The sequence below is a fragment of the Halarchaeum salinum genome, from assembly GCF_039520965.1.
GTDB classification, from domain to species: Archaea; Halobacteriota; Halobacteria; order Halobacteriales; family Halobacteriaceae; genus Halarchaeum; species Halarchaeum salinum.
The window spans coordinates 1-21,805 of the sequence record NZ_BAAABL010000085.1 but is presented as its reverse complement, the minus strand read 5'-3'; the positions used below and the strand labels follow the sequence as shown (position 1 = coordinate 21,805).

Genomic DNA, 21,805 nt, shown 5'->3' with positions numbered 1-21,805 from the left:
ACCACTCTGCATCTTGGCCTCTTTCTCGGCGAACTACAGCGATAGGAGTTGTGGGTAAGAGACAGGACTAAAGTCGTGGGTTTCCGCCTTGAACTTCTATGAGCTCAGACGTCCGCCGGCGTGTCGAAGTCGTGGTAGTGTTCGCCCTTCTCCTTCGTGAGGATGTTGAGCGCGGCGGCGGCCCCGTCGCCCGCGGAGATGACGGCCTGCCACTCCTCGGCGCGCACCATCGCGCCCGTGGCGTAGGCGTCCGCGACGCTCGTCTCCATCGTCACGTCGACGTCTACGACGTCCTCGTCGGTGAACGCACACCCCAGCTCCTCGGCGAGGTCGCGATTCGCGCCCGTCGCCAACACGAGGTAGTCCGCGGTGTGCTCCTCGCCGTCCGCGGTGACGATGAACCCATCGTCGGCCGCATCGACCGCCGACACTTCGGTCTCCTCGTGGAGCGTGACGCCGTGATCGGCCGTCGCTTGCTCGCGTGCCCGATCGAGGAAGACGTCGCCGTCCATCGAACGGATGCCGAGATAGTTGAACAGGTGGGCCTTGTGCATCCACGTCTTGTCCGTGTCGAACGCGACGGCGTCCAGTCCGTTCTTCGATGCGAACAGTGCGGCGCTGAGGCCGGCGGGACCGCCGCCGACGACGATGACATCCGTGTCTCCCATATCAAGGTGTGCGTTCGCATACCGGATAAACGTTCCCGCGGCGACGACTCGCCTACTCGACGTGTGTCGGGAGCCGGCGGTGGCGATAGCGAAAGAAGGCGTCGAGGCCGATCTTCGCCGCCTCGTCGCCAATCGGTGCGAACGGTCCCGTTGGCGTCCGGTAGCGCACGCGGTCGCGACAGCGCGTCCGCGCCCCGTCCGCGTAGAAGAGATGCGTGTGCTCCCACTCCGGGAACGGTCCCTCGACCATGACGTCGCGGAAATACGCCACTCCGTCGCCGTGCTTTCGCTCGACGATCTTCGACGTCCACCCTTGTCGGGGGCCGACGCCGAACGGGCGAACCGAGAGCTCGACGGTCGAGCCCGGCTCGAGGACGGCCGGATCTGCCATCCCGTCGGGTCCCCTGACGTGCTCGACGCGGAGGTTCACCCACGACGGCGTGAGTGCGACGAGTCCATCGACGCCCGAGTGGAACTCCCACACGCGATCGAGCGGCGCACGCACCCACGACTCGCGTTCGTACGTCGTCATACGATCACTACGGATGCGGGTCGCAAAACGACTCGGGCTAGTGGTATTCGTCGGGGAGGACGTCGCGGTGCGCGTCGAGGTGGTCGGCGATGAAGGTGAAGACGGCGTCGGTGCCTTGGAACCCCTCGGCGAGCCGGCCGACTAGTTCGCCCTCGACGAACAGGAGGAGTGTCGGGACCGAGCGGATATCGTACGCATCGACGAGGTCGAGATCGTGTTGGGGGTTGCACGTCGCGACGGCGACGCCCGAGGCCTTTGCGACTGCACCCACGATCGGTTCGATGGACTCGCAGAGCGTACAGCCCGGCCGATAGAGATCGACGAGCGCGACGTCGTGGGCGGCGACGAAGGCGTCGATGTCCTCACCCGTCTCCACCGTGATCGGCTTCGTCGGCGCGTCGGCGTCGCGAGCGGCGGGCGTGCTCACTTCAGCCGCTCCTGCAGGAAGGAGGGGTGGGCGGCTGTCACGCCGTCGATATCGAGGATGTCCTCGCTGATGACATCGCCGAGGGCGTTGCCGTCGGCGGCGCGGACTTCCGCCATCAGCATGTGGTCGCCCGAGGAGGTGTAGAGCGATCGGATGGACTCTAGGCTCTTCAGCGCGCGCGTCGCCTCGACGTAGCGTTCGGACGCGACGTCGATCCCGACCATCGCGATGGACTGCCCGGAGAGCTTCTTCGGGTCGACCTCGGCGGAGTAGCCGACGATGACGCCTGTGTCCTCCAGTTCGTTCACGTACTTCCGGACGGTCGGCTTCGAGACATCAGCCCGCTCGGCTAGATCCGCGTACGAGGCCTGGGCGTCCTCCTCGAGCGCCGCGAGTATCCGTTTCTCGGTCGAGTCACTGCTCACACACACTCTTTGGCGGCACGGAAAAAATATCTTCCGAATCCGAAGGTCAGGCGTGCCGGTCGATGAAGTCGTAGGAGCGCTCCCACTCGCCGTCCTCGAAGTAGCGCTCCGCGAGGTTGCCCTCCGGCATATCGCCGCGCGAGCGCTTCTCCGCCTGGTAGGAGGGACGCTCGTCGTCGACGAAGTAGCGACCGGTGAGGACCTTCCCCTCGTAGAGGGCGTCCTCGGTCTCGTGCATGGCCTCCTGTGCCTCACGCCGGTCGTGGATGTCGAAGTCGTAGTCCTCGGAGTCCTGAATGTCGACGTACGGGACGTACTGCTTCGCGTCCTTGTTCCACGTCGGGCACTGCGTCAGGAAGTCGACGTGGCTGAAGCCGTCGTGCTGGACGGCCTCCTTGATGATCTCCTTCGCCTGGTTCGGGTTGACCGCGGCCGTCCGGGCGACGTACGACGCACCGGCCGTCAGGCTCATCGAGAGCGGCCGAATCGGCGTCTTCGCGTTCCCATTGGGCTGGGTCTTCGACTTGTGGCCCTTCGGCGAGGTCGGGGACGTCTGGCCTTTCGTCAGGCCGAAGACCTCGTTGTTGAACACGATGTACGTCATGTCGTGGTTCTCGCGGGCCGTGTGGATGAAGTGGTTGCCACCGATCCCGTAGCCGTCGCCGTCACCGCCGGCGGCGATGACTTCGAGGCCGTCGTTGGCGAGCTTCGCCGCGCGGGCGACCGGCAGCGAACGGCCGTGGATCGTGTGGAACCCGTAGCTGTCGAAGTAGCTGTTCAGCTTCCCCGAACAGCCGATCCCCGTCGCGAGGAGGATCTCCTCCGGGTTCTTGCCGAGTTCCGCCATCGCGCCCTTCAGGGCCTTCAGCACACCGTAGTCACCACAGCCCGGACACCACGTCGGCTGGGGCTCGATGCTGGGCGTGAACTCGTCCTGCGCTACCTCTCGTTCCTCGCCGATCGCGCTAAACGCACTCATTGTTTAATCACCACTTGCCGCGAGTTCGAATCGCGTGTTCGAGGAGAGCTCCTCGCCGTTTCCGTGCTGCTCGACCGCCTCGACGATCTCGGCGGGTTCGAACGGGTTCCCGTCGTACTTCAGCAGCGAGGAGAGCTTCTCCCCGTACCGTCCGAGGTTCTTCTGGATGACGCCGTGGAACTGCGCCGTCGAGGACATCTCGACAACCAGCACCTCATCGACGCTCTCGATGAACCCCGAGACGAGCTCCTTCGGGAAGGGTGCCATCTCGGAGACGCTGAGCCCCTTGACCGGGTGGCCATCATCGTTCAGGCGCTCGACGGCCTCCTCGACGGTTCCGGACTGGCTCCCCCAGGAGATGACGCCGTAGTCCGCGGACTCGTCGCCGTAGACCTGCTGGCGCTCGTCGGCGTCGAGGTTCTCGCGGATCGCCGCGAGCTTCTCGTTGCGCCGATCGACCTGTGCCTTGCGGTTCGAGGGGCTCTCGCTGATGTGCCCCTCGGGCGTGTGCTCGTTCCCGGTGGCGAGATACCGCCCGCCGGTCTGGCCGGGGATGGAGCGTGGGCTGACGCCCTCCTCGCCCTCGTGCTGGAACCGGTGGTAGATCCCGGTCTCGCCGTGGGGCTGGTCCTCCAGCTCCTCCTCGGTCAGAACGCTCCCGAGGTCGGGGTTTGGCTCCTGGTCGAAGGTGCTCTTCGGGACGTTGCGGTGCTCCCCGGAGAGCTTCTGGTCGTAGATGACCATGACGGGGATCTGATAGTCGTAGGCGAGCTCGAACGCCTTACGCGTCTGCTCGTAACACTCCACCTGGTCCGAGGGCGCGAACACCACGCGGTGGCTGTCGCCCTGGCTCGTGTAGAGGACGTGCTCGAGGTCGGCCTGCTCGGGCTTCGTCGGCATCCCCGTGGAGGGACCGGCCCGCATCGACTCGACGAGCACGAGCGGCGTCTCGGTCATCTCCGCGAGGCCGAGCGGCTCGCTCATCAGCGAGAAGCCACCGCCGGACGACCCGGACATGGCCTTCGCGCCCGCGTGGGACGCGCCGACGGCGAGCGCCGCCGCCGCGATCTCGTCCTCGACCTGCTCCGAGATTCCGCCGACCTCGGGCATCAGGTTCGTGAGGATGGTGAAGACGTCTGTCCACGGCGTCATCGGGTAGCCCGCGATGAAGCGACAGCCTTCGTCGAGGGCCCCGTACGCGATCCCGTGGCTTCCGGAGACGAGGACCTGCTCCTCGTCGTGCTCGCCGGTCGGGACGGTGACGTCGGGGGCGTCCGCGTCGTACTCCTCCTGGACGTGTTCGAAGGCGTCGTGGAGGACGTTCAGATTCGCCTCGAGGATGTCGCCGCCCATCGCCTCAGCCATCAGGTCCTCGACGTACGAGGTGTCGATGCCCGCGATCGCGGCGGTGACGCCGACGCCGGCCGTGTTCCGCATGATCTCGCGGCCGTGTTCCTTGGCGAGCCCGCGGAGATCGACGTCGTAGACGTGCCAGTTGTTCTCCTCGACGCGCTCGTCGAAGTTCTCGACCTCGTCCGTGTCGAGGAGCCCCGAGTCATAGACGATGACCCCGCCCTCGCGGAGTTCGTCCAGGTTCTCGGCGAGGGGTTTGATCTCCTCCTCACCGTAGTAGGCATTCTCCTTCGGGTTCCGGGCGAAGGAGTCGCCGAGGGCGACGAGGAAGTTGTACCCGTCGCCGCGGGACGTGACCTCGTCCGACGATGCGCGGATCTCCACGTACGTGTGGCCGCCGCGAATGCGCGAGGGGTAGTGCCGGTGAGTGAAAACGTGGAGCCCCGAGCGCATCAGAGCTTTCGCGAAGTTCTGGCTCGTCGAGTCGATTCCGTCACCGGAACCGCCCGCGATTCGCCAGATGAGTTCGTCGTCAGTCATAGTGTATATCCTGGCCCCCTGCGTGGGACGCTAGGGGATTTTTCGTACGGCACTCACTAAATCGTTTGCTATCCGTTAGCAAGGAAAAATTATGAAGAATACGGTTGCGGCGACGGCTGCCGCGCACCCGTCGCGTCAGTCCAGCGCCCGACGATTGAGTATTCCGGCCATATCGGCCGTGTTCCCGGCGAGATCGCGGAACGACGTACCGACGTCGCTGTCGTGATCGAGCGCGACCGGCGCGCCCCGATCGCCGCCCGCACGCACCGAGGGGTCGAGCGGGATCGCCCCGAGGAAGGGGAGGTCGTTCTCCGCCGCGAACGCCTCGCCCCCGCCGCTCCCGAAGACGTCGTGTTCGGAGCCACAGTCCGGACAGACGAACGTGCTCATGTTCTCGACGATCCCGAGTACCGGCGTGTCGTGCGTCCCGAACATCTCCAGGCCCTTCTGCGCGTCGTCGATCGCGACGTCCTGCGGCGTCGTCACGACCACCGCGCCCGTCACCGGCATCGTCTGGAGGACGGTCAGTTGCGTGTCGCCCGTCCCCGGCGGGAGGTCGATGACGAGGTAGTCGAGATGCCCCCATTCGACGTCCTCGACCAGCTGGGTGAGCACCTTGTGGACCATCGGGCCGCGCCAGATGACGGGGTCGTCCTCGCCGCCCGTGAGGAAGGCCATGCTCATCAGCTTCACGCCGAACTTCTCCGGCGGGATGAGCGTCTCCTCCTCGGTCGCCTGTGGGGCCTCGTCGGCCGACACCATCCGCGGGACGTTCGGCCCGTAGACGTCCGCGTCGAAGAGCCCGACACGCGCGCCGCGATCCGAGAGCGCCGCCGCGAGGTTCACCGCGACCGTCGACTTCCCGACGCCGCCCTTCCCGGACGCCACCGCGATGACGTTCTTCACGTTCGGCAGGACGTCGTCCTCGGTACCGGAATCCTGCTCGGGGTGGTATGCGGAGAGTTCGGGTTCGAGGTCGAGGTCGCGAATCGCCTCGCGGACTCGCTCGGCGATGGTCGACTCCGCCGGTGAGTACGGCGTCCCGAGCGCGAGCGAGACGTGTGCGACGCCGTCCTCGACGGTGACCTCGTTGACGAGCCCCCCGGTGACGATGTCCTCACCGAGATCCGGGTCCTCGACACCGCGTAACGCCTCCTCGACGTCCGCTTCGTTCATGCCCTCGTTAGGCGTCGTCGCGTGAATAAGCCCGTCGGACGACGACCCGTGACACGCCCGAGACCGGGGCGGAAACGGGGAGGACCCGCGGGCTTATCCGTTCGGACGTGCCATATCCCCGCATGCTCGAAGACGGGTTCGGTCGCGAGGTGACGGGGGTGCGGATCTCGTTGACGGACCGCTGTAACTTCGACTGCGTCTACTGCCACAACGAGGGGCTGGGCGACACTCGCGGCCCGATGGACGCGCGCGATCACGAGATGGACGCGGACGACGTCGTCCGCTTCCTCGACGTCGTCGAGGGGTTCGGCGTCGACTCGGTGAAGTTCACGGGCGGCGAGCCGATGCTCCGCGACGACCTCGAGGAGATCGTCCGCCGGACGCCCGATTCGATGGAGGTGTCGCTCACCACGAACGGGACCTTCCTCCCGGGTCGCGCCGAGCGCCTCGTCGAGGCCGGCCTCGATCGCGTGAACGTCTCACAGGACGCCCTCGACGAGGACGCGTTCCGTGAGGTCACCCAGAGTGGCGCGTACACCCAGGTCATCGAGGGCGTGAAGGCCGCCGTCGAGGCTGGCCTCGACCCCGTGAAGCTCAACATGGTGCTTTTCGAGGAGACGAAGGGGTACGTCCCGGAGATGGTCGACTACGTCGCCGAGAACGAGGGCCTCCAACTCCAGCTCATCGAGTTCATGCCCGAACTCGTCGGCAAACCGGAGTGGGCCGTCGACATCGACGCCGTCCACGACTGGCTGGCGGGGAAAGCCGATCGGATCGAACACCGCGAGATGCACGACCGCAAGCGCTACTGGGTCGACGGCGGGATGGTCGAGATTGTCGACCCCGTTGGCAACGAGGAGTTCTGCGCGAACTGCCATCGCGTGCGCGTCACACACGAAGGCTACCTGAAGGGGTGCCTGAACCGGAACGACGACCTGCGTTCGATGGGTGAGATGACGCGCGGCGAGATCGCGACGACGTTCCGCGAGACGGTCCAGGCACGAGTCCCGTACTACGGCGAGTACATGGTCGAGGACGGGGAGGGCGGCTGGCAGGTGAACGAACAGTATCTCGACACGCCCGCCGACGCCACCCCCGCGGACGACTGATCGGTGTAGGACCCTACTGGCTGACGAGTGTCGCCCCCTGGTTCTAACAAAGGCCCGCACGCGTCTTGAGATATGGGCGAGACCATCGGCTTCCCCGAATCCGTATCGCTCGCCGTCGGCGGGATGGTCGGAGGCGGCATCTTCGCCGTCCTCGGTGTCGTCGCGGCGAACGCGAGGTCAGCCGCGTGGCTCGCGTTCGTGGCCTCCGGACTGCTCGCACTCTGTGCCGGCTACTCCTTCGTCAGGCTGATCCACGAGAGCGACGACGCCCTCGCCGGCCCGGTCGACCACGTCGCGGAGTTCACCGGCGAGCGCTGGCTCGCCGGCGTCGTCGGGTGGGTGTTCACGTTCGGCTACGTCGGCACCATGGCGATGTACGCCTATGCCTTCGGGAGCTATGCGCTCCAGCTCGTCGGCGTTTCGAGCATCCTGGGCGTCCCCGCGCGCCCGCTCATTTCCGCCGTCGCCGTCGCCGCCTTCGTCGGCTTGAATGTCCTCGGCGCGCGGGCATCCGGCCGCGCGGAGGACGCGCTCGTCGCCGCGAAGGTCGGGATCCTCCTCGTCGTTGGCGTCACCGGTGTCTACTACGGATACACGCAGGGTGCGCTCGAAACCGGGCTCCGGCACGTCGGCGGCGGCGTCGTCTCCGCCGCCGCCCTCTCCTTCGTCGCCTTCGAGGGGTGGGAGCTTCTCACCTTCGACCTCGACAGCATCGAGAACCCCGAGGAGACGGTACGCAAGGCGATCTACACGAGCATCGCCTTCACAACGCTCCTCTACGTCCTCGTCGCGATCGTCACGACGAACCTCCTCTCCGCGGAGACGATCGCCGCACACGCTGAGACGGCGCTCGCGTACGCCGCGCGACCCGTCTTCCACGAGGTCGGGTTCGCGCTCATCGCCGTTGCCGCCGTGCTCTCGACGGCCTCGGCGCTGAACGCGACCCTGTTCTCCGCTGCCCACCTTAGCCAACAGGTCGCAGACGCCGCGCACAACGTCCCTGAGGCCGGCGACAACCGCGTCGCGGCGTCGGTGGGCCAATCTCGCACTGAAGAGGGATCGTCACCAGTACGCGCGCTGCTCGTCCTCGGGACGCTCACCGCGATCCTCACCGCCTACGGGAGCCTCGATTCGATCACGAGCTTCGCCTCCGGCGCGTTCATCAGTATCTTCGGCGTGGTCTCCGCCGTCGCCTACACCCGACGCGACTCGCTCGTGAGCACGGTCGTCCCGGCTCTCGGCGCGCTCGGCTCCTTTGCGGCGTTGCTCGCGCTCTTTTGGCACCTCCACCGTACCGATCCGGACGTGCTCGCGACAGTCGCGACCATCTGGGCCGTCGTCCTCGCAGTCTACTGGCTCCCCCGTCGATAGCTCACACGCCTTCGGCGTTTCGTGATAGTTAAGTAGGGTCGGTGATTCGCATAGATTGCAGTCACTGTAGGGACGCCGCGTCCCGAGTCCGCTGAGGGCGACAGTAAACCACCGAGCGGGTCGTGGTAGCCTAGCCTGGTCAAGGCGCAGGGTTGCTAACTCTGTGGCTCACCGCCTCCGGGGTTCAAATCCCCGCCACGACGCCTCTCCACACGAGACAATCATGAGCGAAGAACAACAAGAGGAGCCGGACGAGGAGGAGGACATCCGATACTTCGTCCGGATCGGGCAGACTGACCTCGACGGTACCAAGACCGTCGAGCGTGCCCTCTCCGAGATGGACGGCATCGGCCGCCGGGTCTCCCGCGTGGTCGCCGCCAACGCCGACGTGGACCGAACAGCCACGCTCGGCCGTCTCGACGACGAGCCGATCGAACGTATCGTCGAGGCCGTGGAGAACTTCGCCGACGAAGTTCCAGACTGGCTGGCGAACCGCCGGAACGACTTCTACACCGGCGAGACCGAACACATCACGGGCAACGACGTCTCCCTCACCCGGAATCAGGACGTCAACCGGATGCGGATGATCCGGTCCTACAAGGGCGTGCGCCACGAGCGCGGACAGAAGGTCCGCGGCCAGCGCACGAAGTCCACCGGGCGTACCGAGGGCACCATCGGTGTCAACGTCGAGGCCCTGCAAGAAGAGATGGAAGAAGAAGAAGCAGCCGAGGGGGAGGGTGAATAATGGCGCTTCCCGGTGAGAACACCAAGTTCTACGAGACGCCGAACCACCCCTACCAGGGCGAGCGGATCGCCGAGGAGTCCGACCTCCTCGGCCGCTACGGCCTGAAGAACAAACAGGAGCTCTGGCGTGCGCAGTCCGAACTGCGCTCCTACCGACGCGAGGCCCGCGAACTCCTCGGTCGCGTGACCGAGGAGGGCGAGGAGGGCGAGGAGTTCGTCGCCCGCCTCCGCCGCTACGGAATCCTCGGTGACGCAGACGAGCTGGACGCGGTCCTCTCGCTCGACGTCACCGACGTCCTCGAACGCCGCCTCCAGACGGTCGCTTACCGCAAGGGGCTGGCGAACACGCCGCAGCAGGCGCGGCAGTTCGTCACCCACGGCCACGTCACCGTCGGCGAGAGCCGCGTGACCGCGCCGTCGCGGAAGATCGCCGTCGCCGAGGAGGACGACGTCGCGTTCGACGAGACGAGCCCGCTGGACGACGAGCTCCACCCGGCTCGCGCCGACAACCAGGAGTAATCCAATGGCAGGAAACGAAGCAGACGACAAGTGGGGCATCGCACATGTGCACGCCTCGTTCAACAATACGCTGCTCACCGTCACTGACGAGACGGGTGCCGAGACGCTGGCCAAGTCCAGCGGCGGTGCCGTGGTGAAGCAGAACCGCGACGAGGCCTCGCCGTACGCCGCGATGCAGATGGCCGAACAGCTCGCCGAAAACCTCAAAGAACAGGGTATCGAGGGCGTCCACGTCCGCGTCCGTGGCCCCGGTGGAAACCTCCAACGGAGCCCCGGCCCCGGTGCGCAGGCCACGATCCGAGCGCTCGCTCGCGCGGGCCTCGAGATCGGCCGCATCGAGGACGTCACCCCGATCCCCCACGACGGGACCCGCCCGCCGAAGAACAGCGGCTACTAACGAAACCACATGGCAACGGACTTCGACGTCGAATTCATCGAAGACGGCGACCGGGAGGCGCGCTTCCTCGTCAGAGGGATCACGCCCGCGTTCGCCAACGGCATCCGCCGGGCCATCCTCGCGGACGTCCCGACGCTCTCCATCGACACGGTACGGTTCGTGGAGAACTCGAGCGTCCTGTTCGACGAGGTGCTCGCCCTCCGGATGGGTCTCGTGCCGCTCACGAGCCCCGAAGGCGAGTTCGACGAGGACGACACCGTCACCCTGGCCATCGACGTGGAGGGACCGGCCACCGCGTACAGCGGCGATCTGGTCTCGCCGGATCCGCAGGTTGAGCCCGCCGACGAGAACATTCCCCTCATCGAGCTGAAGGACGGACAGCGTCTGGAAGCCGAGGCCGACGCAGTGCTCGGCCGGGGTCGCGATCACGCGAAGTTCCAAGGCGGCGTCGCCGTCGGATATCGGCATCTCCAACACGTCGAGGTCGGTGACGACGCCTCGGAGTACGGTGAAGACGATACGCAGATCGTTCGTGGCGTCATCGAGGACGGCGACGAACTCGTCGCCACCTCTGAGTTCGGCCACGATCTCACGAACCGGTATCCGGGGAAGGAGGTCACGGTCGAGGACGTTCCGAACGCGTTCGTCTTCCACGTCGAGTCCGACGGGTCGATGCCCGTCGACGAACTGGTCCTCCGTGCCGTGGGCACGCTGTCCACGCGCGCGGACGAACTACGCGAGAAGGTCAGTCTGTAAGCCGATACATGACCCGCCACCCCACCATCGACGCCGGCCCGTCGCACGCAGCGGCGGCCCCGGCGCGACACGGGACCGAAAGTCCCTTTACGGGGCGGCGGGAACCATGTATCGTCGGTAAGACCGCGCCTTCTCAGTGGGCGTGCAGGGATAGCCAAGTTTGGCCAAAGGCGCAGCGTTCAGGGCGCTGTCTCGTAGGAGTTCGCAGGTTCAAATCCTGCTCCCTGCACTCCACACCCCTATACTCTCATCAGGAGCTAGAAGCATGAGCAAGACGAGTCCGAGACTCAGTAGTCTCATCGCCCAACTCAAGTCCGTCGCCCGCGATTCGGGTGCGGACGTGTGGCATGACGTCGCCGACCGGCTGGAGAAGCCGCGCTCGACGCACGCAGAGGTGAATCTGAGTCGTATCGAACGGTACGCGAACGAGGACGAAACGGTCGTTGTCCCCGGTAAGGTGCTCGGTTCGGGTGCCCTCCGGAAGTCCGTGACCGTCGCTGCGGTGGACTTCTCGTCCAGCGCGGAGACGAAGATCGAACACGCGGACGGCGACGTCCTCCAGCTAGCACAGGAAGTCGAACAAAACCCCGAAGGGTCCAACGTGCGGGTGATCCGATGAGCGCCGCAGAATTCGACGCGGACGTCGTCGTCGACGCCCGCGACTGTATCATGGGTCGCGTCGCATCGAACGTCGCGGAACTCGCGCTCGACGGCGAGACGGTCGCCGTCGTCAACGCGGAGGACGCGGTCATCACGGGGAACGAGGAGGACGTCCTCGGGACGTACCGCACGCGAGCCGAGCTCGGCTCGGACAGCGGTCCGTACTACCCGAAGCGTCCCGATCGCATCTTCAAGCGCGCCGTGCGCGGGATGCTCCCCTACAAGACGGACCGCGGCCGCGACGCGTTCGAGAACGTCCGTCTCTACGTCGGCAACCAGTTCGACGAGGACGGCGAGGTGCTCGAGGGAACGTCCCTCGATCGCCTCTCGAACATCAAGTTCGTCACCGTCGGGGAGATCTCCGAGGAGCTGGGTGCTAACAAGACATGGTAACCAACACGAGCGGCAAGAAGAAGACGGCCGTCGCCCGCGCGACGGTCACCGAAGGCGAGGGACGCGTGCGAATCAACTCGACGCCGGTCGAGCTCGTCGACCCCGAGATGTCGCAGCTCAAGATGCTGGAGCCGTTCCGCATCGCGGGCGAGGACATCCGCGACGAGATCGACGTCAACGTCGACGTCAGCGGCGGCGGGTACGCCGGACAGGCCGACGCCGTCCGCACCGCCATCGCGCGCGGGATCGTCGAGTTCCGCAACGACGCCGAACTCCGTGATGCGTTCATGGACTTCGACCGTCAGCTCCTCGTCAACGACTCCCGGCGCAAGGAGCCGAAGAAGTGGGGCGGACCCGGTGCGCGGGCCCGCTACCAGAAGTCCTACCGCTGAGGTGTACAAACCATGATGGTACCAGTCCGGTGTTTCACGTGCGGCACCGTTATCGGTGAACACTGGGAGGAATTCAAGGCGCGAGCCGCGAACAAGGAGGGCGACGAGGACCCCGCGGAGGTTCTCGACGACCTCGGCCTCGACAGACACTGCTGTCGGCGGATGTTCGTCTCGCACCAGGACCTCGTCGACGTGGTCTCACCCTACCAGTAATGCCCGAATTCAATCGCTACGAAAAGGCACGCATCATCGGGGCACGCGCCCTGCAGGTGTCGTACGGCGCACCGGTTCTGGTCGACACCGACCAGACCGAGCCGATCCTCATCGCGGCCGAGGAGTACGACGCGGGCGCGCTCCCGTTTACCGTCCGGAGGGAACGACAATGACACGCATCGAAACGGTACGCCTGCGCGCAGTCCTCGACTCGCGCGGCAACAAGACCGTGGAAGCGGACGTACTCACCGAGTCCGGCGGCTTCGGCCGCGCGGCCGCTCCGTCCGGGGCGTCCACTGGCGAGTACGAAGCCATCGAGCTGCCGGTCAACGAGTCCATCGCGGCGGCCCGCGAGCACGCGGTCCCCCGTCTCGAAGGGCGCGTCTACGCCGGCGATCAGCGCGCGGTCGACGACACCCTGCGCGCGGCCGATGGCACCGAGGACTTCTCGGAGATCGGCGCGAACTCGGCGGTCGCCATCAGCATGGCGGCGGCGAGAGCCGGGGCGGACGTCCTCGGCGCACCCCTCTACCAGCACCTCGGCGGTGCGTTCAGGGGCGGGAACTTCCCGATCCCGCTCGGGAACGTCGTTGGCGGCGGCGAGCACGCACAGGAAGCCACCGCGATTCAGGAGTTCCTGAGCGCGCCCGTCGGCGCGCCGAGCGTGAAGGACGCCGTCTTCGCGAACGCGCAGGTCCACGGCGAGATCGGCTCGCTGCTGGAAGAGCGCGATACGCCCGCGGCGAAGGGCGACGAGGGCGCGTGGGCCCCGTCGATCTCGGACGCGGACGCGTTCGAGCTCGTCGAGGAGGCCGTCGAGACGGTTGAGGACGACGTCGGGTTCGAGATCAAGTTCGGTCTCGACATGGCGGCGGCCGAGACCTTCGAGGACGGGGAGTACGTCTACGGTGACGAGGTCCGCTCCACCGAGGAGCAGATCGACTACGTCGCCGGACTGGTCGAGGAGTACGACCTCGCGTACGTCGAGGACCCGCTCGACGAGGACGCCTACGAGGCGTTCGCCGAGCTCACCGATCGCGTCGGCGAGCAGACCCTCATCTGTGGCGACGACCTGTTCGTCACGAACGTCGAGCGTCTGCAGGAGGGAATCGATGTGGATGCGGCGAACAGCATCCTCATCAAGCCGAATCAGATCGGCACCCTCAGCGACGCCTTCGACGCTATCGAACTCGCCACCCGGAACGGCTACGAGACGGTCGTCAGCCACCGGAGCGGCGAGACTGAGGACACGACGATCGCACACCTCGCCGTCGCGACCGACGCCCCGTTCATCAAGACGGGCGCGGTCGGGGGCGAGCGCACTGCCAAGCTGAACGAACTCATCCGCATCGCGGACGAGGCACTATGAGCGAGCACGAAGACAGCGAGGCCGATCTCGAGGACGCCCCCGAGGCGGACGCGGAGTCCGAGGCGACCGACGTCGACGTCGACGTCGAGGCGGACGCCGCTGACGACGCCGACGCTACGGAGGCCCCCGAGCCGGCCGCAGGGACGGAAGACGTAATGCCAGACGAGGACGCCGACCTCCTCATCCCGGTCGAGGATTACCTCGCCGCGGGTGTCCACATCGGCACGCAGCAGAAGACGCAGGACATGGAGCGCTTCATCCACCGCGTGCGGACGGATGGCCTCTACGTCCTCGACGTCTCGCGTACGGACGAGCGCATCCGCACGGCCGCGGAGTTCCTCGCGAACTACGACCCCGAGCAGGTCCTCGTGACCTCCTCGCGCCAGTACGGCCGGTTCCCCGCGGAGAAGTTCGCGGACGCGGTCGGTGCGCGCGCCCGGACGGGTCGGTTCATCCCGGGGACGCTGACGAACCCGAAGTACGACGGCTACATCGAGCCGGACGTGCTGGTCGTCACGGACCCGATCGGCGACAGCCAGGCGGTTAAGGAAGCGATCACGGTCGGCATCCCGGTCATCGCGATGTGCGACTCGAACAACTCCACGAGCAACGTCGACCTCGTTGTTCCGACGAACAACAAGGGTCGACGCGCGCTCTCAGTCGTCTACTGGCTGCTCGCGAACGAGGTTCTCGACAAGCGCGGTGCGGAGCCGTCGTACAGCCTCGAGGACTTCGAGAGCGAGATCTAACGCCGACGACTCTTCCTTTCGACGCCCGACCCCGTAGTTACATCTTCGTCGATCGCTTCTTCTACCGCATGCAGGTCGCCGGTAAGGCACGGCCGACGGACGAGTCGCTACGCGCTGCGGCTGACCGTGGCTTCGACGCGGTCGAGCTCTACGTGACGCCCGACCTCCTCGACACCGATTCGGGGACGTTAGTCGAGCGGGTGCGTGCATCTCCGGTGACGGCGTGTTCCGTCCACACGCCCCACGTCCTCCCGTCGGCCACGGGGCCGCTGCGCGCGGCCGACCGGATCGCGAGCGCGCTCGAGGCCTATCTCGTCGTCCACACGCAGTACGCGAACATGACTCATACACCGGTGCTCGCGGAGGCGGGCTTCGCGGCGGCCCACGGCTACGAGAATCAGGCGGGCGCGAGTGTCCGGCACGTCGAGGCGCAGGTGCTTCGCCGCGGCCACGAACTCGTCCTCGACACCGCGCACCTCTACCTGGCGCACGCGGATTACCAGGCGCGGTTCCGGACGCTGCTCGACGAGCACGGCGAGCGGATCGAAGTGGTACACCTCGCTGACGCGACGCGCGAGACGGACGGGCTCGGGTTCGGAGAGGGAGAGATGGCGATGGACGCCCTCGCGCGGACGCTGAAAGCGCGCTTCGATGGAACTGTCGTCTTGGAAGTGATGCCCGCCGAACAGGCTGACGCGCTGGCGCGCTTCAGGACGGCTTAGCGCTCGACGACGCCGAGTCGGGTGTCGAAGCCGTCGACGAACCGGACACGCTTGCCGAAGAGGGTACGCCCGCCGTGGAGCGGGTGGTGTGCGGCGGCGTCGGAGACGTCGCCGCTGAGGAGGACGGCGGCGGGGCACGCACCGAAGCGCTCGATGCGCTCGCGGACAGCGCCCTCGTCTGGCTCACAGAGGACGACGTCTTGGCCGGGGAAGGCGGCGAGGTCGCCGAACACATCGTCGTAGTCACGCTCGGGTTCGGGGAGCCGGTAGAGGTCGGTGAACCGTGTGATCGCGGCGTCGAGGTCCGTGACGGCGAGGAGGACGCGCCCGATACCGGAGAGCGGCGAGCCGTAGAGGGTGCTGTCGGGGACGCGATACTCGCGGGGCGTCCGATCGGAGACGACGAACGGGAGCGGGGAGTCGGAACCGCCGAGGAAGCCGACGTCCCACTCGGCGACGCCGCGGTCGGTCTCGCGGCGTTCGTGGATCGGCCCGCGAACGGTGACGTCGTGGCTGATCGCGCGCTGGAGCTCGCTGTGAACGCTCCCGGCGTCGACGCCCCACGCGCAGGGGCCGGCGTCGGCGTCGCCGAAGGCGGGCCAGTGGCTGTCGTCCGCGTCGGGACCGGCGGGGGCGAGCAGTTCGAGCGCGGAGCCGTCCGGGAGGACGATCATCGCCGTCTCTGTCCCGGTCTCGACGTGTTCGCCGCCGTACTGCGGGGCGAATCCGGCGTTCTCGAAGCGCTCGACGAGCGCGTCGAGGTCGGGGCCGGCGAACGGGACGGAGTCGATGACGGGGCGCATACTGTCGTTTCGCCGTCGCCGGGCATAGGTGGCGTGGCCGCCGTCGAAGCGAAAGGGTACTTACGCGCGGCCGCCGCGTGTTCGGATATGCCGACGAGTTCGAGCGCCCCGGGGAAGGTGTACCTCTTCGGGGAGCACGCGGTCGTCTACGGCGAGCCCGCGGTGCCGTGCGCGATCGAGCGCCGCGCGACGGTGACGGTCGGCGAGCGCGCCGACGACCGACAGCGAGTGAGCGCCGCGGACCTCACGCTCGATGGGTTCACCGTGGAGTACGGGGCGGACGATGCGACGCCGGACGTCGACGTCCCGACGCCGCTCGTCGAGGCCGCGATGGGGTACGTGGACGCGGCGATGGCGACGGCCCGGGACGCGGCCGACCGCCCGGACGCCGGCCTCGACGTCACGATCGAGAGTGAGATTCCGCTTGGGGCGGGCCTGGGTTCCTCCGCCGCGGTCGTCGTTGCGGCGATCGACGCGGCGACGCGCGAACTCGGAGTTGATCTCGCCTCGGAGGATGTCGCTGAGCGCGCGTACGCGGTCGAAAAGGAGGTCCAGAGCGGCGAGGCCTCGCGGGCGGACACCTTCTGTTCGGCGATGGGGGGTGCCGTCCGCGTCGAGGGGTCTGACTGCCGAACGCTGGCGACGCCCGATCTCCCGTTCGTCGTGGGGTACGACGGGACGAGCCACGATACGGGCGAGCTCGTCGCGGGCGTGCGCGCGCTCCGCGAGGAGTACGACTTCGCGTACGATACGGTCGAATCCATCGGCGATCTCGTCCGCCGAGGCGAGGATGCGCTCCGAGAGGGCGACACCGCGGAGCTCGGCCGGCTGATGGACGTGAACCACGGCCTGCTCGCGGCGCTGGGCGTCTCCGCGCGCTCGCTGGACGAGATGGTGTGGGCGGCGCGCGAGGGCGGCGCGACGGGGGCGAAGCTGACGGGTGCGGGCGGCGGCGGCTGTATCGTCGCGCTCGCCGACGGCGACGGTGCGAAGACGGCGCTCTCGTTGACGCCCGCTTGTGACGAGTCGTTCCGCGCCAAACTCGCGACCGAGGGGGTGCGCGCCGAATGATGCTCGCCGGACGAGGGCCGATCGGATCGCCCGCTCCCCGGAGGGTGTTCGCGTGACTGTCGTCCTGAAGCTCGGCGGCAGCGTCATCACCGAGAAGGACACGCCGGACACGATCGATGGCGACGCACTCGCCGACGCCGCGGACGCCATCGCCGCGTCGGGCGTCACTGACCTTGTGCTCGTCCACGGCGGCGGCTCGTTCGGTCACCCGCACGCCGCCGCTCACGACGTCTCGCGAACTGAGGGGACGCAAGACGTGGCGGCGGTCCGGGAGATCCACGGCGCGATGCGGGAGTTGAACGACGCCGTTTGTGACGGACTCGTCGAGCGCGGCGTGCCCGCCGTCCCGCATCACCCGCACTCGGCGGGCCACCGGGACGCGGACGGCACCCTCTCGCTCCCGACAGACCCCATCGCAGCGAAACGCGACGAGGGGTTCGTCCCGGTGCTCCACGGCGACGTCGTGACACACATCGGCTCGGGGGTGACGATCCTGAGCGGCGACGAACTCGTCGTCGCGCTCGCCGAGGGCCTCAGCGCCGAACGCGTCGGCGTCTGCTCGACCGTTCCCGGTGTGCTCGACGATGACGGCGAGGTGATTCCGGCCATCGAGAACTACGCGGACGTCAGGCGGTATCTCGGCGGGAGCGACGACACGGACGTCACGGGTGGGATGGCGGCGAAGGTCCACGCGCTCCTTGGTCTCCGCGCGCCCGCCTCCGTCTTCGGCCCGGACGCACTCGCCGACTTCCTCGGCGGCGAGCAACCGGGAACACTGATCCGATGAGTACGACCCCCATCTGCGGGGACTAGAACAGCCAGCCGCTTCTGATCGCGGCGACGAGGCCGGTGAGGACGACGACACTTGCAACCGTGGTGACGAAGATAACGGTGCTCATGTATTCGGCCGTATCGATGGCGTCGTCGCCGTCGGCCTGTTGATACGCGATGACGAGCGCGAGTGGCGTGACGGCGGCGGGCGTCGCACATTCGAGCATGAAGATGTTCGCGACGGCGGGGTTCGCGAAGCCGACGACGAGCGCGATCGCGGCTCCGACGACCGGTGCGATGCCGAGCTTGAGGACTGCGGGGAGCGCGGTCGGGCGGAGATGACCGAGGTCGACGTCGGCGAGTTGGATGCCGACGACGGTGAGCATGAGCGGGATGGACGCCGCGCCGACGCTATCCACCGTCGTCATGAACGTCCCGTCGACGGGTGGGACGACGCCGAGGAGGCGGACGAGAACTGCGGCGGCGACGGCGTAGACGAGCGGGAGGCGAAAGACCTCGCGGAGGGCGCTCGTCGCGCCCGCCGCGTCGCCCTCCCGGGCGGAGACGACGTAGACACCGAGGGTGTAGAGGACGACGCTCTGAGTCGTGAGGAAGACAGTGGCGGTCGTCCGTCCGAGGTCGCCGAAGACGAACGAGGCGAGCGGGATGCCGACGAACCCGGAGTTGGGGAACGCGCTCGCGAGCACGAGTCCGGAGAGGAGGGTCTCGGGAACGTCGAAGATCCGTCCGGCGACGAAGGCGAGTACCATGAGCGCGAGGAGGTAGGCGACGACGGCGACGACGAGGGAGAGAGCGGCGCTCCCGCTGAGGCTCGTCGTAGCGATGCCGTGGAAGACGAGCGCCGGGAGGAAGAAGTTGAGTGCGACGGTGTTGAGCGGGCCGACGGCGACGTCGGTGGTACGGCCGATGGCGTAGCCGACGGCGGCGATGGCGACGATCGGGAGGATCGCCGACGTGAACGCCCCGAAGAGCGTCATGGGCGTCTCACGTCCGTTCGGGAGGGATAGGCCGAATCGTGCGAGTGATCGGACACACCGAACCGTACCGTACGCTGATATAAATCCCCTTTCGAAACGTGCCGGCGTGGTCGGGATGCCTCCGGGGGTATCGACCCCGGCGCTTTTGTCGCGGCCCCGCGTACACGCGGCCCATAGCGGCGCTAGCGGCGTCGGACGGGGGCACACGATGGATATCGAAATCGCGACGCTTGGCGGGTACGAAGAGGTCGGGCGGAACATGACGGCGGTCCGCGCCGGCGACGACATCGTCGTCTTCGACATGGGGCTCGATCTCGCGCCGGTCGTCCGCGAGGGGATCGACGTCGACTCCGCGGATCGGGCCGCCCTGCTCGACGCCGGCGCAATCCCGGACGACACCGTCGTCGACGAGCTCCCCGGAGAGGTGTGTGCGATCGTCTTCTCGCACGGCCATCTCGATCACGTCGGCGCGGCTGGCGTCCTCGCGGCCCGCTACGACGCCCCGCTGGTCGCGACGCCGTTCACGATGGAGTGCGTGAAGGGGGAACTCGATTCGGGGTACGACGGTGACCTCGTGACGATGCCGGCCGGCGAAACGATGGCGCTCGGTGATGGCCTCGAACTGGAGTTCGTCCACGTCACCCACTCGACCGTCGGCGCGGTGAACCCCGTGCTCCACACGCCGGAGGGTGCGATCGTCTACGGCCTCGACAAACGCCTCGATCACGACCCGGTTCTCGAAGCCCCGATCGACATGGCTCGGTTCGCCGAACTCGGCGAGACTGGCGTCCTCGCATACATCGAGGACTGTACGAACGCTGGCCGGTCGGGGCGCACGCCGGGCGAGGCCGTCGCCCGTGCTCGTCTCCGCGATGTCGCCGGGAGCGTCGCGGACACCGAGGGTGTGCTCGTCGCCTCGACGTTCGCTAGCCACATCGCGCGGGTGTCCACACTCGTCGAGTGTGCCCGCGAGATCGGTCGCGAGCCGATCCTGCTCGGGCACTCGATGGAGACGTACGCGACGACCGCCGCGCACTTCGACTATCCCCGATTCGACGACGTGCCCGCGTACGGCACCCGCGTCGGCATCGAACGCGCGCTCCGCCGCGTACGCAACGAGGGGCGCGCGGGATTCTTCCTGATCGTCACCGGCCATCAGGGCGAACCGAACGCCGTCCTCCCCCGACTCGCCCGAGGCGACGGCGCGCTCGGACTCACGTCGGGTGACGTCGTCGTCTTCAGCGCCCGCGTGATCCCCGACCCCGTCAACCGCCGCCAGCGTGCCGTCCTCGAACGTCGTCTGATCCGCCGCGATGTCGAGATCCACGAGCGGGTACACACCTCCGGACACCTCCGCGCCGCGGGCCACCGCCGAATGCTCCGAGCGCTCGAACCCCGTACCCTTATCCCTGCCCACCAGTCAGTAGGAGGTATCGAGCGATACGTCGCCCTCGCCGAATCCTCCGGATACGAGCGCGGCGAAGACGTCCACGTCGTCCGAAACGGAACCACAATCCAACTCACGTAATGAACCAGAATACGCGCGAAGACACGGTGCTGTCCGCAATCGAGGACCGACGCGAACGCGTCAACGACGCGATCGACCGCGAACTCCCGATGGCCGAACCCGAACGGCTCTACGAGGCCTCCCGCTACCTCCTCGAGGCCGGCGGTAAACGCCTTCGTCCAACTGTTTCCCTGCTCGTCGCGGAGGCGCTCGCCGACGTCGAGCCCCTCAGCGAGTCCTACGACGCGTTCCCGGCGCTCGACGGGTCGACGGTCGACGTCATGGCCGCCGCCGTCTCCATTGAGGTCATCCAGTCGTTCACCCTCATCCACGACGACATCATGGACGACGACGACCTCCGACGCGGTGTGCCGGCCGTCCATCGGGAGTACGACGAGGAGACCGCGATCCTCGCCGGCGACACCCTCTACTCGAAGGCCTTCGAGATCATGCTCCGGACGGACGCCGATCCGAACGCGAGCCTCGACGCCATCGACCGCCTAGCCTGTACCTGTACACGGATCTGCGAGGGGCAATCCCTCGACGTCGACTTCGAGACGCGTGCCGACGTCGACGCCGACAAGTACCTCGACATGGTCGAGCGCAAGACCGCCGTCCTCTACGGGGCGGCCGCGAGCGTCCCCGCAATCGTCATGGGTGCGGACGACGAGGTCATCGACGCCCTCTATCAGTACGGCGTCAACGCCGGGAAGGCCTTCCAGATTCAGGACGACGTCCTCGACCTGACCGTTCCCTCCGAGCAGCTCGGCAAACAGCGCGGGAGCGACCTCGTCGAGAACAAACAGACCATCATCACCGTCCACGCCCGCGACCACGGCGTCGATGTCGACGACCTCGTCGACGCCGACGACCCCGCGAACGTCACCGAAGCCGACATCGACGCCGCCGTCGCCGAACTTGAGGACGCCGGCAGCATCGACTACGCCCGCGACCTCGCCCAGGACCTCACCGCGCAGGCGAAGGCCGAACTCGACGTCCTCCCCGACAACGAGGCGCATTTCCTCCTCCGCGAGATCGCCGACTACCTCATCGAACGCGGGTATTAACCCCGACCTTTTGCCAGCGCGGGCGTAGTGGTTCACAGAAGATTTAGGTGTATTCTGAGTTGGTAGGGCAATGACAGGACGAGAGAAAGAGATC

27 protein-coding genes and 2 tRNA genes are annotated in these 21,805 nt (G+C 67.2%); 20 read left to right on the top strand and 9 right to left on the bottom strand.

Annotated features, from left to right (window positions below; translation table 11 throughout):
- Nucleotides 1-104: 104 nt before the first annotated feature.
- From ABDZ36_RS13680 to ABDZ36_RS13650, 7 genes are all read right to left on the bottom strand, one after another.
- Entirely contained in the window at nucleotides 105-668 is a 564-nt protein-coding gene (locus ABDZ36_RS13680) for an NAD(P)/FAD-dependent oxidoreductase (protein ID WP_211313437.1), read from the bottom strand.
- A gap of 52 nt (nucleotides 669-720) precedes the next feature.
- Nucleotides 721-1,200 carry an SRPBCC family protein gene (locus ABDZ36_RS13675; protein WP_211313436.1) on the bottom strand — a complete coding sequence of 160 codons (480 nt, stop codon included), beginning with the start codon at nucleotides 1,198-1,200 and terminating at the stop codon, nucleotides 721-723.
- A 37-nt stretch (nucleotides 1,201-1,237) separates the two neighbouring features.
- A complete protein-coding gene (locus tag ABDZ36_RS13670; RefSeq protein ID WP_211313435.1) occupies nucleotides 1,238-1,627 on the bottom strand; it encodes a thioredoxin family protein in 390 nt (129 codons plus the stop codon).
- A complete protein-coding gene (gene lrpA1, locus ABDZ36_RS13665; RefSeq protein WP_211313434.1) occupies nucleotides 1,624-2,052 on the bottom strand; it encodes an HTH-type transcriptional regulator LrpA1 in 429 nt (142 codons plus the stop codon). The genes ABDZ36_RS13670 and lrpA1 overlap by 4 nt, the downstream gene beginning before the upstream one ends.
- Nucleotides 2,053-2,098: 46 nt before the next feature.
- Nucleotides 2,099-3,031 carry a thiamine pyrophosphate-dependent enzyme gene (locus ABDZ36_RS13660; RefSeq protein ID WP_211313433.1) on the bottom strand — a complete coding sequence of 311 codons (933 nt, stop codon included), beginning with the start codon at nucleotides 3,029-3,031 and terminating at the stop codon, nucleotides 2,099-2,101.
- A 3-nt stretch (nucleotides 3,032-3,034) separates the two neighbouring features.
- Nucleotides 3,035-4,924 (bottom strand): 2-oxoacid:acceptor oxidoreductase subunit alpha, encoded by a 1,890-nt coding sequence (locus tag ABDZ36_RS13655; RefSeq protein WP_211313432.1) that lies wholly within the window; start codon nucleotides 4,922-4,924, stop codon nucleotides 3,035-3,037.
- 135 nt (nucleotides 4,925-5,059) lie between these two features.
- On the bottom strand, nucleotides 5,060-6,100 hold the full coding sequence (locus ABDZ36_RS13650; protein ID WP_211313431.1) for an Mrp/NBP35 family ATP-binding protein: 1,041 nt from the start codon (nucleotides 6,098-6,100) through the stop codon (nucleotides 5,060-5,062).
- Nucleotides 6,101-6,222: 122 nt separating this feature from the next.
- Here ABDZ36_RS13650 and moaA point away from each other — a divergent pair, with 122 nt between their 5' ends.
- From moaA to ABDZ36_RS13570, 16 genes are all read left to right on the top strand, one after another.
- On the top strand, nucleotides 6,223-7,209 hold the full coding sequence (gene moaA, locus ABDZ36_RS13645; protein WP_211313430.1) for a GTP 3',8-cyclase MoaA: 987 nt from the start codon (nucleotides 6,223-6,225) through the stop codon (nucleotides 7,207-7,209).
- 72 nt (nucleotides 7,210-7,281) lie between these two features.
- The gene (locus ABDZ36_RS13640) at nucleotides 7,282-8,580 is read left to right on the top strand and encodes an APC family permease (RefSeq protein WP_211313429.1); all 1,299 of its coding nucleotides are present in this window, start codon (nucleotides 7,282-7,284) and stop codon (nucleotides 8,578-8,580) included.
- A 119-nt stretch (nucleotides 8,581-8,699) separates the two neighbouring features.
- Nucleotides 8,700-8,783, top strand: a tRNA-Ser gene (locus ABDZ36_RS13635).
- Between the two features lie 20 nt (nucleotides 8,784-8,803).
- Nucleotides 8,804-9,325: a 30S ribosomal protein S13 gene (locus ABDZ36_RS13630; RefSeq protein WP_211313428.1), complete on the top strand. Its 522-nt coding sequence runs from the start codon at nucleotides 8,804-8,806 to the stop codon at nucleotides 9,323-9,325.
- Entirely contained in the window at nucleotides 9,325-9,843 is a 519-nt protein-coding gene (locus ABDZ36_RS13625; protein ID WP_211313427.1) for a 30S ribosomal protein S4, read from the top strand. The genes ABDZ36_RS13630 and ABDZ36_RS13625 overlap by 1 nt, the downstream gene beginning before the upstream one ends.
- A gap of 4 nt (nucleotides 9,844-9,847) precedes the next feature.
- Nucleotides 9,848-10,240: a 30S ribosomal protein S11 gene (locus ABDZ36_RS13620; protein ID WP_211313426.1), complete on the top strand. Its 393-nt coding sequence runs from the start codon at nucleotides 9,848-9,850 to the stop codon at nucleotides 10,238-10,240.
- A gap of 9 nt (nucleotides 10,241-10,249) precedes the next feature.
- Entirely contained in the window at nucleotides 10,250-10,996 is a 747-nt protein-coding gene (locus tag ABDZ36_RS13615; protein ID WP_211313425.1) for a DNA-directed RNA polymerase subunit D, read from the top strand.
- A gap of 144 nt (nucleotides 10,997-11,140) precedes the next feature.
- Nucleotides 11,141-11,225, top strand: a tRNA-Leu gene (locus ABDZ36_RS13610).
- Between the two features lie 36 nt (nucleotides 11,226-11,261).
- Nucleotides 11,262-11,615, top strand: a complete 354-nt coding sequence (locus tag ABDZ36_RS13605; protein WP_211313424.1) for a 50S ribosomal protein L18e — start codon at nucleotides 11,262-11,264, stop codon at nucleotides 11,613-11,615.
- Nucleotides 11,612-12,049 (top strand): 50S ribosomal protein L13, encoded by a 438-nt coding sequence (locus ABDZ36_RS13600; RefSeq protein WP_211313423.1) that lies wholly within the window; start codon nucleotides 11,612-11,614, stop codon nucleotides 12,047-12,049. The genes ABDZ36_RS13605 and ABDZ36_RS13600 overlap by 4 nt, the downstream gene beginning before the upstream one ends.
- Entirely contained in the window at nucleotides 12,043-12,441 is a 399-nt protein-coding gene (locus tag ABDZ36_RS13595; RefSeq protein WP_211313422.1) for a 30S ribosomal protein S9, read from the top strand. The genes ABDZ36_RS13600 and ABDZ36_RS13595 overlap by 7 nt, the downstream gene beginning before the upstream one ends.
- Before the next feature lie 12 nt (nucleotides 12,442-12,453).
- A complete protein-coding gene (locus ABDZ36_RS13590) occupies nucleotides 12,454-12,654 on the top strand; it encodes a DNA-directed RNA polymerase subunit N (protein ID WP_188871767.1) in 201 nt (66 codons plus the stop codon).
- Entirely contained in the window at nucleotides 12,654-12,827 is a 174-nt protein-coding gene (locus tag ABDZ36_RS13585; RefSeq protein ID WP_211313421.1) for a DNA-directed RNA polymerase subunit K, read from the top strand. The genes ABDZ36_RS13590 and ABDZ36_RS13585 overlap by 1 nt, the downstream gene beginning before the upstream one ends.
- A complete protein-coding gene (gene eno / locus ABDZ36_RS13580; protein ID WP_211313420.1) occupies nucleotides 12,824-14,023 on the top strand; it encodes a phosphopyruvate hydratase in 1,200 nt (399 codons plus the stop codon). Before ABDZ36_RS13585 ends, eno begins: the two co-directional genes overlap by 4 nt.
- Nucleotides 14,020-14,772 (top strand): 30S ribosomal protein S2, encoded by a 753-nt coding sequence (rpsB, locus tag ABDZ36_RS13575; RefSeq protein ID WP_211313419.1) that lies wholly within the window; start codon nucleotides 14,020-14,022, stop codon nucleotides 14,770-14,772. Before eno ends, rpsB begins: the two co-directional genes overlap by 4 nt.
- Nucleotides 14,773-14,840: 68 nt before the next feature.
- Entirely contained in the window at nucleotides 14,841-15,494 is a 654-nt protein-coding gene (locus tag ABDZ36_RS13570) for a sugar phosphate isomerase/epimerase family protein (protein ID WP_211313418.1), read from the top strand.
- Here ABDZ36_RS13570 and ABDZ36_RS13565 read toward each other — a convergent pair.
- Nucleotides 15,491-16,297: a VOC family protein gene (locus ABDZ36_RS13565; protein ID WP_211313417.1), complete on the bottom strand. Its 807-nt coding sequence runs from the start codon at nucleotides 16,295-16,297 to the stop codon at nucleotides 15,491-15,493. The two genes, ABDZ36_RS13570 and ABDZ36_RS13565, sit on opposite strands and share 4 nt — an antisense overlap.
- A gap of 87 nt (nucleotides 16,298-16,384) precedes the next feature.
- On the opposite strand from ABDZ36_RS13565, the gene mvk reads away from it, so the two are divergent.
- Together mvk and ABDZ36_RS13555 are read left to right on the top strand one after the other, a co-directional pair.
- Nucleotides 16,385-17,368, top strand: coding sequence for a mevalonate kinase (mvk, locus tag ABDZ36_RS13560; RefSeq protein WP_211313416.1), 984 nt, complete (start codon nucleotides 16,385-16,387; stop codon nucleotides 17,366-17,368).
- A gap of 52 nt (nucleotides 17,369-17,420) precedes the next feature.
- Nucleotides 17,421-18,155, top strand: coding sequence for an isopentenyl phosphate kinase (locus ABDZ36_RS13555; protein ID WP_211313415.1), 735 nt, complete (start codon nucleotides 17,421-17,423; stop codon nucleotides 18,153-18,155).
- Nucleotides 18,156-18,177: 22 nt separating this feature from the next.
- On the opposite strand, the gene ABDZ36_RS13550 is transcribed toward ABDZ36_RS13555, so the two are convergent.
- Entirely contained in the window at nucleotides 18,178-19,137 is a 960-nt protein-coding gene (locus ABDZ36_RS13550; RefSeq protein ID WP_211313414.1) for an AEC family transporter, read from the bottom strand.
- 208 nt (nucleotides 19,138-19,345) lie between these two features.
- Here ABDZ36_RS13550 and ABDZ36_RS13545 point away from each other — a divergent pair, with 208 nt between their 5' ends.
- Together ABDZ36_RS13545 and idsA3 are read left to right on the top strand one after the other, a co-directional pair.
- Nucleotides 19,346-20,665 (top strand): MBL fold metallo-hydrolase, encoded by a 1,320-nt coding sequence (locus tag ABDZ36_RS13545; protein WP_211313413.1) that lies wholly within the window; start codon nucleotides 19,346-19,348, stop codon nucleotides 20,663-20,665.
- Nucleotides 20,665-21,711: a geranylfarnesyl diphosphate synthase gene (idsA3, locus tag ABDZ36_RS13540; RefSeq protein WP_211313412.1), complete on the top strand. Its 1,047-nt coding sequence runs from the start codon at nucleotides 20,665-20,667 to the stop codon at nucleotides 21,709-21,711. Before ABDZ36_RS13545 ends, idsA3 begins: the two co-directional genes overlap by 1 nt.
- The last annotated feature ends 94 nt before the right edge of the window (nucleotides 21,712-21,805 follow it).

Coding starts and splice junctions, on each gene's coding strand:
- ABDZ36_RS13660 (WP_211313433.1), bottom strand. CDS start 3,031: ATGAGTGCGTTTAGCGCGATCGGCGAGGAACGAGAGGTAGCGCAGGAC.
- ABDZ36_RS13565 (WP_211313417.1), bottom strand. CDS start 16,297: ATGCGCCCCGTCATCGACTCCGTCCCGTTCGCCGGCCCCGACCTCGAC.
- moaA (WP_211313430.1), top strand. CDS start 6,223: ATGCTCGAAGACGGGTTCGGTCGCGAGGTGACGGGGGTGCGGATCTCG.
- rpsB (WP_211313419.1), top strand. CDS start 14,020: ATGAGCGAGCACGAAGACAGCGAGGCCGATCTCGAGGACGCCCCCGAG.
- ABDZ36_RS13550 (WP_211313414.1), bottom strand. CDS start 19,137: ATGACGCTCTTCGGGGCGTTCACGTCGGCGATCCTCCCGATCGTCGCC.
- ABDZ36_RS13625 (WP_211313427.1), top strand. CDS start 9,325: ATGGCGCTTCCCGGTGAGAACACCAAGTTCTACGAGACGCCGAACCAC.
- idsA3 (WP_211313412.1), top strand. CDS start 20,665: ATGAACCAGAATACGCGCGAAGACACGGTGCTGTCCGCAATCGAGGAC.
- ABDZ36_RS13585 (WP_211313421.1), top strand. CDS start 12,654: ATGCCCGAATTCAATCGCTACGAAAAGGCACGCATCATCGGGGCACGC.
- ABDZ36_RS13620 (WP_211313426.1), top strand. CDS start 9,848: ATGGCAGGAAACGAAGCAGACGACAAGTGGGGCATCGCACATGTGCAC.
- ABDZ36_RS13630 (WP_211313428.1), top strand. CDS start 8,804: ATGAGCGAAGAACAACAAGAGGAGCCGGACGAGGAGGAGGACATCCGA.
- ABDZ36_RS13590 (WP_188871767.1), top strand. CDS start 12,454: ATGATGGTACCAGTCCGGTGTTTCACGTGCGGCACCGTTATCGGTGAA.
- ABDZ36_RS13655 (WP_211313432.1), bottom strand. CDS start 4,924: ATGACTGACGACGAACTCATCTGGCGAATCGCGGGCGGTTCCGGTGAC.
- ABDZ36_RS13675 (WP_211313436.1), bottom strand. CDS start 1,200: ATGACGACGTACGAACGCGAGTCGTGGGTGCGTGCGCCGCTCGATCGC.
- ABDZ36_RS13615 (WP_211313425.1), top strand. CDS start 10,250: ATGGCAACGGACTTCGACGTCGAATTCATCGAAGACGGCGACCGGGAG.
- ABDZ36_RS13595 (WP_211313422.1), top strand. CDS start 12,043: ATGGTAACCAACACGAGCGGCAAGAAGAAGACGGCCGTCGCCCGCGCG.
- ABDZ36_RS13680 (WP_211313437.1), bottom strand. CDS start 668: ATGGGAGACACGGATGTCATCGTCGTCGGCGGCGGTCCCGCCGGCCTC.
- eno (WP_211313420.1), top strand. CDS start 12,824: ATGACACGCATCGAAACGGTACGCCTGCGCGCAGTCCTCGACTCGCGC.
- mvk (WP_211313416.1), top strand. CDS start 16,385: ATGCCGACGAGTTCGAGCGCCCCGGGGAAGGTGTACCTCTTCGGGGAG.
- ABDZ36_RS13640 (WP_211313429.1), top strand. CDS start 7,282: ATGGGCGAGACCATCGGCTTCCCCGAATCCGTATCGCTCGCCGTCGGC.
- ABDZ36_RS13545 (WP_211313413.1), top strand. CDS start 19,346: ATGGATATCGAAATCGCGACGCTTGGCGGGTACGAAGAGGTCGGGCGG.
- ABDZ36_RS13650 (WP_211313431.1), bottom strand. CDS start 6,100: ATGAACGAAGCGGACGTCGAGGAGGCGTTACGCGGTGTCGAGGACCCG.
- ABDZ36_RS13600 (WP_211313423.1), top strand. CDS start 11,612: ATGAGCGCCGCAGAATTCGACGCGGACGTCGTCGTCGACGCCCGCGAC.
- ABDZ36_RS13570 (WP_211313418.1), top strand. CDS start 14,841: ATGCAGGTCGCCGGTAAGGCACGGCCGACGGACGAGTCGCTACGCGCT.
- ABDZ36_RS13605 (WP_211313424.1), top strand. CDS start 11,262: ATGAGCAAGACGAGTCCGAGACTCAGTAGTCTCATCGCCCAACTCAAG.